Origin of the sequence: Cytophaga aurantiaca DSM 3654, from assembly GCF_000379725.1 — a bacterium.
GTDB lineage: Bacteria > Bacteroidota > Bacteroidia > Cytophagales > Cytophagaceae > Cytophaga > Cytophaga aurantiaca.
In genome coordinates this window covers 1-13,951 of the sequence record NZ_KB903634.1, presented here as the reverse complement: position 1 = coordinate 13,951, position 13,951 = coordinate 1, and the positions used below count along the sequence as shown (strand labels likewise).

10 protein-coding genes and 1 tRNA gene are annotated in these 13,951 nt (G+C 37.6%); 8 read left to right on the top strand and 3 right to left on the bottom strand.

Annotated features, from left to right (window positions below):
- Positions 1-14 precede the first annotated feature (14 nt).
- From A3EE_RS0109135 to A3EE_RS0109125, 3 genes are all read left to right on the top strand, one after another.
- Complete coding sequence (locus A3EE_RS0109135; protein WP_018343142.1) at positions 15-2,660, top strand: TonB-dependent receptor; 2,646 nt, start codon at positions 15-17, stop codon at positions 2,658-2,660.
- Positions 2,661-2,935: 275 nt separating this feature from the next.
- Positions 2,936-3,697, top strand: a complete 762-nt coding sequence (locus tag A3EE_RS0109130; protein WP_018343141.1) for a DUF2490 domain-containing protein — start codon at positions 2,936-2,938, stop codon at positions 3,695-3,697.
- Positions 3,698-3,701: 4 nt separating this feature from the next.
- The gene (locus tag A3EE_RS0109125) at positions 3,702-4,754 is read left to right on the top strand and encodes a sulfite exporter TauE/SafE family protein (RefSeq protein ID WP_018343140.1); all 1,053 of its coding nucleotides are present in this window, start codon (positions 3,702-3,704) and stop codon (positions 4,752-4,754) included.
- A 25-nt stretch (positions 4,755-4,779) separates the two neighbouring features.
- On the opposite strand, the gene A3EE_RS0109120 is transcribed toward A3EE_RS0109125, so the two are convergent.
- The gene (locus tag A3EE_RS0109120; protein ID WP_018343139.1) at positions 4,780-5,874 is read right to left on the bottom strand and encodes a glycosyltransferase family 4 protein; all 1,095 of its coding nucleotides are present in this window, start codon (positions 5,872-5,874) and stop codon (positions 4,780-4,782) included.
- 42 nt (positions 5,875-5,916) lie between these two features.
- Complete coding sequence (gene prmC, locus A3EE_RS0109115) at positions 5,917-6,783, bottom strand: peptide chain release factor N(5)-glutamine methyltransferase (RefSeq protein ID WP_018343138.1); 867 nt, start codon at positions 6,781-6,783, stop codon at positions 5,917-5,919.
- 68 nt (positions 6,784-6,851) lie between these two features.
- Here prmC and ribD point away from each other — a divergent pair, with 68 nt between their 5' ends.
- The 4 genes from ribD (at position 6,852) to ilvA (ending at position 10,948) form a co-directional block, all read left to right on the top strand.
- Positions 6,852-7,910 carry a bifunctional diaminohydroxyphosphoribosylaminopyrimidine deaminase/5-amino-6-(5-phosphoribosylamino)uracil reductase RibD gene (gene ribD / locus A3EE_RS0109110; RefSeq protein ID WP_018343137.1) on the top strand — a complete coding sequence of 353 codons (1,059 nt, stop codon included), beginning with the start codon at positions 6,852-6,854 and terminating at the stop codon, positions 7,908-7,910.
- Complete coding sequence (locus A3EE_RS0109105; protein ID WP_026209696.1) at positions 7,888-8,547, top strand: DUF2461 domain-containing protein; 660 nt, start codon at positions 7,888-7,890, stop codon at positions 8,545-8,547. The genes ribD and A3EE_RS0109105 overlap by 23 nt, the downstream gene beginning before the upstream one ends.
- Positions 8,548-8,554: 7 nt before the next feature.
- On the top strand, positions 8,555-9,385 hold the full coding sequence (locus tag A3EE_RS0109100; RefSeq protein ID WP_018343135.1) for a Rossmann-fold NAD(P)-binding domain-containing protein: 831 nt from the start codon (positions 8,555-8,557) through the stop codon (positions 9,383-9,385).
- Between the two features lie 309 nt (positions 9,386-9,694).
- Complete coding sequence (gene ilvA / locus A3EE_RS0109090) at positions 9,695-10,948, top strand: threonine ammonia-lyase IlvA (protein ID WP_018343133.1); 1,254 nt, start codon at positions 9,695-9,697, stop codon at positions 10,946-10,948.
- Between the two features lie 45 nt (positions 10,949-10,993).
- Here the strand turns inward: ilvA and A3EE_RS0109085 are convergent, their stop codons facing one another.
- Entirely contained in the window at positions 10,994-13,375 is a 2,382-nt protein-coding gene (locus tag A3EE_RS0109085) for an AsmA family protein (protein ID WP_245553824.1), read from the bottom strand.
- Between the two features lie 275 nt (positions 13,376-13,650).
- On the opposite strand from A3EE_RS0109085, the gene A3EE_RS0109080 reads away from it, so the two are divergent.
- Positions 13,651-13,728, top strand: a tRNA-Val gene (locus A3EE_RS0109080).
- Positions 13,729-13,951 lie beyond the last annotated feature (223 nt).

Here is a 13,951-nt window from a genome sequence, read left to right as displayed (position 1 = left end):
TTAACCTAGTACAAATGTTTAAAGAAAACACGTATTTACTGCGCATTGCCAATAAGATTGGAAATGCATCAGCGTTAAGTAAGCTTGTAGGGGTGATCTTGTTCTTACAGATCCAGACGCTTACTTTCGGACAAACTCCTTATACAATTCAAGGGAGTATCATTGATAGTACAACTAATGAACCCGTAATCGGTGCAATTGTAAAAAGAGCAGATGGTCTTGTTGGTACTCAAACAAATCAGGATGGTTTTTTCCTTATTGAGTATTCCGGAACATTACCGGTTACTCTTGTTGTAAGTTCTGTAGGTTATGCGACACAATCATTTGTTGTTACCGAAGAAAATGTGGGACAACGTTTTTCAGTAACACTTCGTCCGGATATTGAATCTGAGCCGGAAGTTGTTATATCATCCCGTCGTAGAGATGAATCCGCGCAGGATGTACCTATTCCTATTTCAATTGTAGGCGGTGCTAAAGTTGATGAAGCAGGTGCATTTAACGTGAACAGAGTAAAAGAACTTGTTCCATCAGTACAGCTTTATTCTTCTAACCCACGTAACACAGGTCTAAATATCCGTGGTTTAGGGTCTCCATTTGGTTTGACAAATGATGGTCTTGATGCGGGTGTTGGTTACTATGTAGATGGTGTGTATTATGCACGTCCGGCTGCTACAACATTAGATTTCATTGACATTGATCGTATAGAAATCTTACGCGGTCCCCAAGGAACTTTGTTCGGTAAGAATACATCAAATGGTGCATTCAACATTGTTACTAAAGCTCCGAGCTTTAAGCCAGGTGGGGTTTTCGAATCAAGCTTTGGTAACTTCGGATATATCCAGGCGAAATTGTCTGTTACTGGTCCGATCAGCCCAAAAATTGCTGCACGTCTTTCTTTTTCAGGTACACAACGTGATGGTTTGATTTATAATGAAAAAGCAAACCAACAAGTGAATGATATTAATAACTTAGGTATCAGAGGCCAGATTTTATATAACGTTACGACAAAAACTAAAATCACAATTATTGGTGATGCAACACGTCAACATCCAAATGGATATGCACAGGTTGCAGCAGGTGTTGTTACAACACAACGTAGTGCATACAGACAGTTTAGTGCAATTACTGCAGACTTGAATTATACATTACCATCAACAAATGCATTTGACCGTAAAATTGATCAGAATACTGCATCAAAATCATTTAATAATATTGGTGGTGTTTCAGTAAACGTGGATAGTAAAATTGGTAAAGGTACATTTACTTCTATTTCTGCTGGGCGTTATTGGAATTGGGATCCTTCAACAGATCGTGATTTCATTGGATTGGATGCGTTACGTTTATCTCAAAACCCGTCAAAGCAACAACAGTTATCTCAGGAGTTCCGTTATGCTGGTAATTTCTCAGATCGTTTGAGTGGTGTTGCAGGTATTTTTGCTCTTGGACAAACAATCAAAACAAATGGTGTTGAACAAGCTGGTGCTGATCAATGGCGTTTTGTAAGAACAAGTGCTGCACAAACACTTATGACTTCTGACTTGATCGATGGTTACACGCAATATACAAAGTCAACGCTTAATACATTCAGTGGTGCTATATTCGGTCAATTGGATTGGGCAGTAATCAAAAACCGTTTACACGTATTACCCGGTCTTCGTTACAACTACGATTACAAAGATGCTGATTACGATAGAACAGTAGGTGGCGGTAAGCAAAATACAACTGCAGCGGAAGACGCTTTGAAGTTAGGAGTTTATTCACCTCAATCGTTCCACACAAAAGCAACAAATACTAACTTTTCTGGCAACTTGACTGTTTCATACAAAGTAAGAAACAACATCAATGCATATGCTACTTATGCAACTGCATACAAACCGGTAGGTATTAACATTGGTGGTTTACCTACAATTACAGGTTCTAATCCACCTGCTCCTGACTTGAGCTTAGCTACAGTGAAGCCTGAATACACAACGAATTATGAATTCGGTGTAAAGACTTCTCCAACGAAAAACTCTGTATTGAACTTATCTATCTATGAGACGGATGTAAAAGATTATCAGGCAAACGTTCAATCTCCACAACTTGGTGTAAACAGAGGTTATTTAGCTAATGCTGAAAAAGTTCGTGTACGTGGTTTTGAAGTAGATGGTAATACAAAATTAGGTAGATTCTTCTCTATCAATGCTGCAGTTTCTTATACAGAAGGCATTTATGAGAAATTCACTAACGCGCCACTTCCATTAGAAGAAACTGGAGCGGTGAATTCTTCCAATCAACAAGTAGCATTCAAAGATATCTCTGGAAGCAAATTGCCAGGTATTTCTAAATGGTCTAGTTCAATCGGTGCTGAAATTGCTTTACCTGCTAAATTCTTGACAAACGAAGGTAAAGTATTCTTTGCGGTAGATAACTTCAACCGTTCAGGATTCTCTTCAAGCCCGTCTCCATCGAAATATTTGAACATCAGTGGTTATTCATTGTTCAATGCTCGTCTTGGTTTCCGTGCATCAAAAGGATTAACAGTGTTTGTTTGGACAAGAAATGCATTCAATAAAAACTACTATGAGCAATTATTACCAGCAAGTGGTAACTCAGGTTTATATGCAGGTGTATTGGGTGACCAAAGAACATACGGTACAACATTGAGATATGTGTTCTAAAAAATAACGATTGTAGGAATAAAATCGAAAATTGAATAAAACCAAATTCCTTATAAAAAAGGTTGAGTTTGTTGGGAATTAGCCATATAAGGATTCATTTTATTTAAAAAATCGAAATAAAGTATTGTTTAATATTTAGGAATGGTTGTATTTGAAAATAATATTTTGAACAAGCGCTTGTAAATAATTAACAGTAGCCATACATTTGTCCATTAAATCGGTAGAGTTGCTCTGTATATAAGTTATATGCAGAGCAATTTTATATTGGTCTGGACATGCTTCGAAAAGGTTTCTTAATTCTACTAATACTTATTGCAGCGGCAGCTTCTCATGCTCAAACAAAGAATGTTTATTCAGACAACATGGTCTGGACGCAATATTTTTTTCGAGGGCAATTAAGTTCCAGATGGTTTCTCCATCTGGATTTGGGTTATCGTACACGTGATTATGTAAATAAAGAATCCCAGTATTTCATTCGTCCCGGTGTGCTTTATCAAATCTCGCCAAAGGTTAATATACAAGCAGGATATGCGTACTTCAACACCAATCAGTTTCTAAGCGGTTACGAAGATGTGATGAGGCCTGAACATCGGTTATATCAACGATTGACGGTTATACAAAGGGCCGGAAGATTTGAGATCAGAAACCGATACCGATTGGAAGAACGTTTCAATCAAAATATTTCAAAAGGTGTTTTGCTGGATGGATATACACCATCTTTTCGTGTAGGGTATCAGATTTACATATCCTGTCCGATCAATAATACAACAATAAAAGAGGGGACCCTTTTTGCGATTTTATCGGATGAACTATTTGTAAGTTTTGGTAAAAAGGTTTTTAATAATTTTGATCAGAATCGATTTGCTGCAGGATTGGGATACCAGTTTACAAAAGGATTTGGAGCAACATTATATTACCAATACATATACGGACAGCAAGCAACAGGAACGCAGTTATATGCTTATAATGCGTACTGCATTTCATTGAGTCAAACAATTGATTTCAGAAAAAAAGAACTAAGTAGTCCTTCAAAATAAGAATATGGAGCATAACGATAAAATAGACAAACTGGAAGATGCGATTGCAGAACCAAATTTGCAAGAAGAGTTGATTCAGGAAATCAATGAAGAGAATAAACGCAATCCGCTTTATAAACGTTTGGCTATTGGCTTCGCTGTTTTATTGATAATTGCATTTGGCCTTACGTGGTTTCTGAACAATCCTCCTAAAGAAGCATATTCCGGCGTGACAGATTTTCTGGAGACGATTTTCAACAAAGATCTGATCGGATATCTGATTGTTGGATTACTGGCTCAAATGGTTGACGGTGCTTTAGGTATGGCGTATGGTGCTACCGCAACATCTTTTTTAGTGAGTATTGGTGTAACAACCATAAATGCAAGTGCAAGCATCCATATTGCAGAAGTATTTACAACCGGAGCCTCCGGATTGTCTCATTTGAAATTCGGAAACGTAAATAAAAAATTATTTAAAAACTTATTGATTCCTGGAATTATCGGCGCTGTCTTAGGTGCATTGATTTTATCGTTACTTGAAAAGGGGACACTATTTTCTGAAGATGATGTAAAAAAATACATTCGTCCGGTTACAATGGTTTACACCATGATCTTGGGGATTATTGTGTTGAGAAAAGCATTGATAAAAGTTCAGCCTAAAAATAAAATCACAAAGGTTACACCATTGGCTTTCTTCGGTGGTTTTATGGATAGTATTGGAGGCGGAGGCTGGGGCCCAATTGTAACATCTACATTGATCAGTAGCGGACGTGCAATTAACTACACGATCGGTTCCGTAAACTTAGCTGAATTTTTTATCGCGCTATCCAGCTCATTAACCTTTATCGTATTTGCGGGCCTTGATCCAGGCTTGTGGCAAGTAATTATCGGCTTGATTATCGGGGGCGTATTCGCTGCTCCTTTTGCAGCCTTATTGGTAAATAAAGTCAAGAAAAAACCGTTGATGATATTTGTAGGATGTTTTATTATTTTCTTAAGTCTTACAACATTGGTTAAGCTTGCATTCAACGTTGATCTATTTAAAAACTTTGCAGGTTTTATAACGAATTTGTTTTAAAAAAAATATTGAACTGTGCTGTTGTCTATACAGTACGGTTCAATAAAATATCTTTATATAATTTATTTAGTTTGTTTAAATAAATACTTTTTCTGTACTCTTTAGCCACTTCCTTGCATGCAGCAACAGATTGTTGCGCAATGGATGGGTTTAAATAAAAAGATTGAATCCTGTTTGCCAAATCTTTCGCATTTTTTGATTCGAAGAAAATTCCTTTGTTTTGAGTAACTTCTTTAAATGTTGAAATGTCTGAAATGATCATAGGTATTTCAGATGCCATAGCCTCTGCTACACTAATGCCAAAGCCTTCAATGATCGAACATGAAATAAACAGATCGTGTTGGTCCAGCAGGTCTGATATATTGTTGTGGCTGCCATGTATTGTAACTGGCAGATTGTATTTATTTATATACTCCTGCAACATACGTTCATCAATCCCTTCTCCGAAAATATTTGCGTGCAGGGGTATGTGTGTCAAGTAACGTAATGCTTCCAGAAACAAGATGTGATTTTTTTCAGTCTTTAAATTTCCAACCGAAATAATCTTCAACTTCTTTTGAGTGTTTGAAGGTGGAAGAGTTCTTTTTTTATAAAAAATATCTTCAATGTAATTATGCAATACAGCACTTGATTTGATCTTTATGTCGGAATCATTTACCAGTTGTTGTGTTTTTGATACATGAAAAATTTTAAATGTATGATTCATTGTGTATCTGTCAAACAGCTTCATGCAGTGCTTCATAATTCTGGCGCTGCGCTTAGGGTATTTGATTCTGTAATATTCGTTGTGATAGGTTTGCATTACATGTAAACCATCGATTTTTGCAAATCGAATTAACATACTTGAAAAATAGAGATGCGTATGAATGACATCCGGAGAGAATTCTTTGATGTGTTTATTTAATTCTACGACTGCGCGTTTGCTGTCTAGTATGCCTTTGTAATTCAAACATACAATATCTACAAAGCCTGGTATTGGCTGCATGATCGGATATTTCGTAGGGAATAAATAAATGATTCGGTGTTCGTATTCCGTTAATTGTGGAATGGCTCCGGACAATAGTACTTCAGCACCTCCTTTGGAGAAAGAATCAATTATATGTAGAATGCGTGGTTTCAAAAGTCAACGTTTGGTTAAAAATACGTTTGAATGCTATTAAAGTTATACTTTTTGTGCTTTGAATATACGGTCTTTATTGAATAAATCTTTAATAATAGAAATATTTGTAAAGCCATATTGCAAAGCAAGCGATTTCATTTCCGCACCTTTCTGTTCATTGATCTCTGCGTATACATATCCGTTTTTGTTCAATGTTTTTTCAGCAAAGGATAATAACGCATCGTAATATACAAGTGCATTCTGGTCGTTTACAAAGAGCGCGAGATGCGGCTCATGCGCCAATACATTTTCACGCATCTGTTCTTTTTCAGATTCGAGTACATAAGGAGGATTGCTGACGATGATATCGAATGTGTCCGGTATATCATTTCGTTGGTTGGATAAAAAATCCAGTTCAATAAAATTTACTTTTGCCTGATTGTCCTCCGCATTTGTTCGTGCAATATCAAGCGCCGAAGCACTTATATCTACTGCACTTGTACGAGCATTCGGCATATTGGCGGCCAGGCATATCGCAATACAGCCGCTGCCTGTTCCTATATCAATTATGGATGGCGAAGGATGCGTATTTTCTGTAATGATCAGCTGAACCAGTTCTTCTGTTTCAGGGCGCGGAATCAGCGTGTCTGCGTTCAATTTGAAATAATACTTATAAAAAAAAGATCGGCCGATTACATATTGAACCGGAACGTGATTGTTTAGTTTTTGCAACGCATCTTCCAGTATATGTTGATTGTCAGTATTCCAGATGATCTCTTTATCCGCCAGGAAGTCAATTTTGGAAATGTGGAACATATCTTCAAAAAGCACATATAAAATGCTCTCTTTTTCAATACGTTCGTACTGATAAAACCCTTTTTTAGCCTCTTCAAATAGGTATTTAGCAGATATTTTTCTTAATTGATTCAATTGTGAATAAGTTGTAGGAACCTGTAATTGCGGTAAATCGTTTAAACAGTATCAAAGATACATTAATTATGGATTCTGACGAAAGATATATGAGACGCGTGATGGAACTTGCAAGGCTGGGTTCCGGAAACGTAAGTTCAAACCCGATGGTTGGGTGCGTAATTGTGAAAGATGGAGAAATTATTGGAGAAGGATATCACGAACGTTTTGGACAGCCGCATGCTGAAGTGAACGCAATCCATTCTGTTCAGGATAAATCTAAATTGAAAGGTTCTACCTTGTATGTAAACTTAGAGCCTTGTTCGCATTATGGCAAAACACCGCCCTGTTCAAATTTAATTGTAGAACATAAAATTGCACGTGTTGTTTTTGCAACCATTGACCCGAACCCTCTAGTAGCGGGTGCTGGCTTTGAGTTTTTAATGTCGAATGGCATAGAAGTTATTCAAGGTGTATTGGAAGAAGAAGGAAGAGAATTGAATTGTCGTTTTTTAACCTTTATGGAAAAGAAGCGACCATATATTATTTTGAAGTGGGCTGAAACGGCAGATGGTTTTATAGCGAAAGAAAATTTTGATTCGAAGTGGATCAGCAATGAGGTATCACGTCGTTTGGTCCATAAATGGCGCAGTGAAGAAGATGTTGTGTTGATCGGTACCAATACGGCGTTGTATGACAATCCAAGATTGAACGTACGTGATTGGACCGGTCGTAATCCGGTGCGTGCGTTTATTGATAAAAATCTACAGGTTCCGGAAGGTGCGCATTTGCTGGATGGTACACAGGAAACCATTTGTTATAATTATATTGAACAGGATGTTCGCAATCTGGTTGAGTATGTGAAGGTGGATCCAATGGATGATATGATCGATGTGATCGTAAACGATATGTATGTGCGCAAGCATTTATCGATCCTTGTAGAAGGCGGAGCGCAATTGTTGAATGCCTTTATGAAAAAAGGATTGTGGGATGAGATCCGAATCTTCCGTTCGCAGAACGAATTCGGCACAGGCATAGAATCACCGTTGATCCGTGCGAAAGCAGATAGTCATGAAATGATTTTAGACGATGAATTAATCGTATATCGAAATAAATTTAAGGAGTATGCAACTAGCCTTGACGCTTAATTTTTTAAAAAAGTTAGCTAAGAACAACAACAAAGAATGGTTTGATAAGAACCGTTCGGTATATGAAGAAGCCAAAGGCGAAGTAAAATTATTGGTGGCAGATGTGATCAAAGGTATCTCAGCATTTGATCCTTCAATTGCATCACTGGAGCCTAAAGACTGCATGTTCCGTATCAACCGCGATGTGCGTTTCTCGAAAGATAAAGTGCCTTATAAAACCAACATGGGTTTTATGATTGCGCCCGGAGGAAAAAAATCGATCAAGTCGTGTTACTATGTACACATTGAACCCGGCAATTGTTTTCTTGCAGGCGGGATATGGATGCCTGAACCTGAAAATTTGAAACGCATCCGTCAGGAGATAGATTATAGCGGTGATTCATTAAAGAAAATACTACAGAGTAAAAATTTCAAAAAATATTTTTCAGGATTTGATGAAGAACTGAAACTTGTGCGCATGCCTAAAGACTATGACGAATCACATCCCTATGCAGAGTGGTTGAAGTTGAAGAGTTTTACAGTTACGATGCCTCTGGACGAATCTATTCTTTCAGATAAAAAAGTAGTTGATAAGATCTGCGCTCCTTTCAAGGAGTTGAATGCACTTAATCAATTTCTGAATGCTGCGTTAGATTAAGGATACTATGAGCAGAATTTCAATTGTTGGATGCGGATGGTTGGGTTTACCCTTAGCAGAAAAATTAATATCAGAGGGGCATGAGGTGAAAGGCTCTACAACCCGTGCTGAGCGCATTGCAGAATTGCTAGCTGCAGGAGTAGATGCATTTCAATTGAAAGCAAAGGACGGCATGTGGCAAGGAGATCGTTTATCAGATTTTTTGCAATGCAATGTTTTGATCATCGCAATTCCGCCTGGTACGAAACGCAATCCAGATGGGACACATGCGGAGGATGTACAGGCATTGCTGCAGATTATTTCTGATCTGAAAATTTCCATCGGTAAAATTATTTATATCAGTTCAACTTCTATCTATAAAAATTCTAATCACATTGTTTCGGAGTCTGATATTTCAGAAGAGGCAGATGCGGGCAATAAGGTTTTATTTAAAGCAGAGAAGTATGTTCAATCCTGTGGAATAAAGGAGAAGCTTATACTTCGATTGGGTGGACTAACCGGGTATGAGCGTATGCTGGCTCGTTTTTTTGCAGGCAAGGCTGAACTTGCAGGAGGCAATGAGCCCGTCAATTTAATACACCGGGACGATGTTATTTCAGTGGTCTTATTTTTATTGAAAAAGGAAATTGGAAATGTTGTGTTGAATGTATGTTCACCATTGCATCCGACACGCAAAGAGTTGTATACACAGTTGTGCAAACAGTTCAATTTAGAGAAGCCTGACTTTTCAGAAGAAAAGCATACAGATTGGAAAAAAATATCTACGGATAAATTAAGTGAGCTTGGTTATTCCTGGATTTTTCCTGATCCCTACGATTACACCTACACGTATCAATGATGATGGTGGTGATCGTCATGCTTTGACAAATATGGATTTATCAGCATCCCCAATATAAAAACGCCAACCCAGGTAGGATAGACATAAATGTAGTTTTCTACGTTTTTATTTGTAAGCCATAGGATCCCATGTGCAACAAGGCTTAGGATTATGCCTACAATAGCAATTACTTGAAAAGAGTTTATGTTTTTCATCAAACCAATTTAGATATAATAAATGGTTTTTTTGCTAGTTGGAGCTGTAGAATGTATTTTTGCAGAGATTATTGATTGGAAACGACAACAATAATCTATTTTGAGCGAATTTATTATGAATCCAAAAGTACAAGTTAACGATATTGATGAAGCAGCAAAACGCTTAAACGGTATTGTTTTGCACACTCCATTAAATAAGAACGAACATCTTTCTCAGGAATACGGCTGTAATTTATGGCTGAAGAGAGAAGACTTGCAATTGGTACGTTCATACAAATTACGTGGAGCTTATAATTTCATGAGCAGTCAGAAACGTGAAGATATTGAAAAGGGTGTTGTGTGTGCGAGTGCAGGTAATCATGCGCAAGGAGTGGCCTATTCGTGTCAAGCGTTAAAGATCAAGGGTCGTATATTTATGCCTGCCACTACTCCCAAACAGAAAGTATCTCAGGTTAAATTTTTCGGTAAAGAGTTTGTAGAAGTGGTGCTTATCGGTGATACGTTTGATGATTCGTATAACGAAGCAATAAAATATTGTACTGAAAATAAATTATTGTTTGTACACCCGTTTGATGACCCGAAAGTAATTGCCGGTCAAGCTACAGTTGGCGTAGAGATTCTGGAAGATATTACTGTACCGATCGATTATATCTTTGTGCCGATTGGCGGCGGCGGTTTGGCTGCAGGCTTGTGTACCTATATTAAAGCTAAGAGTCCAAATACAAAGATTATTGGCGTAGAGCCACTGGGCGCACCTGCGATGAAACGTTCGTTAGAGGAAGGCAGAATAGTGGTGCTGGATGAGATTGATAAGTTTGTAGATGGTGCTGCTGTAAAAAAAGTAGGAGAGTTGAATTTTGATATCTGTTCAGAATATCTGGATGATGTGCAGCTGGTGCCTGAAGGGAAGGCGTGCAGCACGATCATTAAATTATATAATGAAGAAGCGATTGTTGCAGAACCTGCGGGCGCATTGAGCATAAGTGTACTGGATTATTTCAAAGATGAAATAAAAGGGAAAAATGTTGTGTGTATTGTCAGCGGTAGCAATAACGATATTGATCGGATGCAGGAGATAAAGGAGCGTTCTTTATTGTATGAAGGCTTGAAACATTATTTCATTATTCGCTTTAAGCAGCGTACCGGCGCATTGCGAGAATTTTTAGATGAAGTGCTTGGACCGAACGATGATATCACCTATTTCGAGTATACGAAAAAAACAAATCGGGAAAATGGCCCGGCGATGGTTGGCATTGAAGTGAAAACGAAAGAAGATTTTAATTTATTGATCGATCGTATGAATGCTAAAAATGTAGATTATACATTGGTGAATTCAGATTCGAATTTATTTAGCTTTTTGATTATGTAAAAAATAAATCAGGCTTTGTAATATGCATGTTTTGCAAAGCCTGATTTATTCAAAATCGAAATATTCCTGTTCCTGAGCTTGCTGTGTTTTTCGTATCTGTTCCTCATCGGATTCTTTTTTCTTAAACAGATTTTTCAATTCAGCCTTTTCTTTTTGAAGATCGGCTTTAATTTTCTCTCCGACTTTCTTTTTATCGTATGTGATTTTAAAATCACTTGTCGTGCCTTGAACGATCAGGAAGATTTTCATATCACCTTTCGGGTCCTGGCGTAAGGCGCCAAATGCGGCATCAGAATCAATTTTATCTTTCTTTAAATTTGCAATTGGATACGCAACATGATACTCGATCTTTCCATCGAAGCTGTGTGTGCCGGAGAAGCTGATCTTACCTGCCGTTGAAGCGATTGTCATGTCCGGGATCTGGATTGTTTGATTGTAGATCTGGAAGTGATTTTTGATCTCAGAGAACTTAATGTTATTTAAATCATTTGCTTCAAGGAAACGTGCAATGCGTTTCATCGTTTCAAAATTATTTAACTCTCCATTCTGTATAGAAACATCTGCATCACAAATAACAGAACTTGGTAATATATCCAGGTGATTATCCAGTTGTAAAATCAAACTGATATCGGTAGAAATTTTTCCTTTCAAATTTTTGTACGTAATAAAATTCTGCGAGAAATTATCGAATACATAAAACAGGCTGTCGATATCCATAGAACTGATCTTGGAATCCGTATTGACCTCGATCGCTTTTTCACTTAATACTTTAAGAGACGTTTTACCTGTGCATGTGCCGTTGCAGAATGCAAGACTGGTATTGGTGAAGTTTAAATAGGGGTAACTCCAATCGATCTTGCTTGAAATATTGTTTGCATGTAGTTTGTGATAATTCATGGAAGCAGCTTTCAGATTCAAATCGAATTTATAATCTTTTAAAGCAGGCATGATAAAATCCTGATTGGAAGATTTGTTGGATCGTGTGTCAGAAAGTAGAATGTCTTCAAGGAAAATATGGCCCATTTCCAGATCAGCCTGAATGTATACAGATTGGTTTGGCAACAGCAGTTTGCCGATAAGGTTTCGGAAGATACCTGTTAGTACAACCTGATTTTTCCCGACAAGCAAATGCATGTTGTCGATGGAGATGTCATTTTTAGTGAAGATGCAATTGGCTTCATCGATTTCTATTGCATGCGGATACGACGTGATCTTTGTTTTAACACTGTGGAATGTTAAATCGCCGGCAGTTTGAATATGTTCGTAGCCTTGTTTGCTTTTCAGATCATTTGTTTTCCCTTTGAACTCTACATCAAAATCAATTTCACCTGATGCTGATTCGAAAATATGATTCGGAATAATTTTCAGAATGTGGTCCAATACAAGACTGCCTTTTAAATGTGTGTCAATAAACGGATCGTCGAAATTGGTTAGATGAAAATACCCTTCAATATTTTTTCCATCAATTTCCATTTTAACGTCTGAAAGTTTTACGCTTGAAGTAGCTAGATTGTGATCGGCCCCATTGCTATACGTTCCTTTCAAGAATGCATTTTTAATTTGCTGCTTATAAGTTGGGTGGAAGAAAGAGGCGTTGTCAAAACCAAAGTTGACGAGTATCGCAGGACTTTGATCGTTATTCGTATTGCCTTTCACAGAGCCATTAAAATGAATATTACCCATGCTTTGGTATTCCTGAATGCTCTGCGTCATAGAGCGGGGGAGAATGGATGTAAAGCTGCTAATGTTGTTTTTTTCTGCATTAAATGAAAGGTCTATAAAAGATTTTTTAATGTTGTATAAACCTTTAATGGAATACTCTGCCGTATTGATTTTTATAGACGATGGATTGATCGTTAATATTTCAGATTCTGTATGGTAGGTGATCGAAGAGGTTAGCTTAACATCTTTATTTTGCATGAAAGAGTTTTCATTGATGAGAATTTCGTCGGTTTGAAAATCGCTCATTAAACGAATCGAAATAAGATTGTTTGCAACAGCAAGAGAAGCATCCGTTTGTTTGATGAAGGCCTGATAGAGGTGATTGCTTGGCCTGTATGTATACATGAATTCGATCTCTTTTAATTGGATATAGGAGATCGAAAAGTCTGTATTGCTTTGTTTGGCAGATGTGTCTTTTTTGAAGATCATATAGTTGTGACTGCCATCGAAGTCTGTCCGTAAATAGATATGTCCTTTTTGGAGAAACAGCTTGTCGATTTTGTATGTTCCGTTCCAGATATCAAGCAGATCAAAGGTGATAATTACATCATCAAGAGCGGCAAATACGGTAGGCTTTACGGTGTTGGGTTCATAACATTTTACGTCGTGAAAACCGATGGAAAGTTCCGGGAATTTTTCAAAGATACTGATGTCGATTTTCTTGGAAATATCTACTTTGGTGTTCAAATGCTTATTAATCTGCATGGAAGCCATGTAAATAATGTCGTCGCGGTAAAAATAGAGCAACGCAGAGGCGAGTCCGATGACAGAAGCAAGGGTAATAAAACTATAAAGCAGTATTTTTTTGAAGATTTTCAGGAGCGTAGTTGCGGTTAATTATTTGTATGTGAAGCACGTAAATTCTATTGATATATGCAACGAAGAATTTCTACGAATATTTTATGGAAATGTTTTGCAATTAAATAAAAACGTCGTATGTTTGTGCTCCCAAACGGCAAGAAGTTGTCGGAAAGGAAAAAGGGAGATTAGCTCAGCTGGTTCAGAGCACCTGCCTTACAAGCAGGGGGTCACTGGTTCGAACCCAGTATCTCCCACCAACGAAAGGCCTTACAGAAATGTGAGGTCTTTTTTATTATAAGGTTTTTCATTGTATTGAGATAGCTCAGCTGGTTCAGAGCATCCCGTATTTCAAACGGGAGGGGCACATAGTTCGAACCCAGTATCTCCCACCAACGAAAGGCCTTACAGAAATGTGAGGTCTTTTTTATTATAAGGTTTTTCATTGTATTGAGAGTAGCTTACTGGTTCAGAGCATCCCGT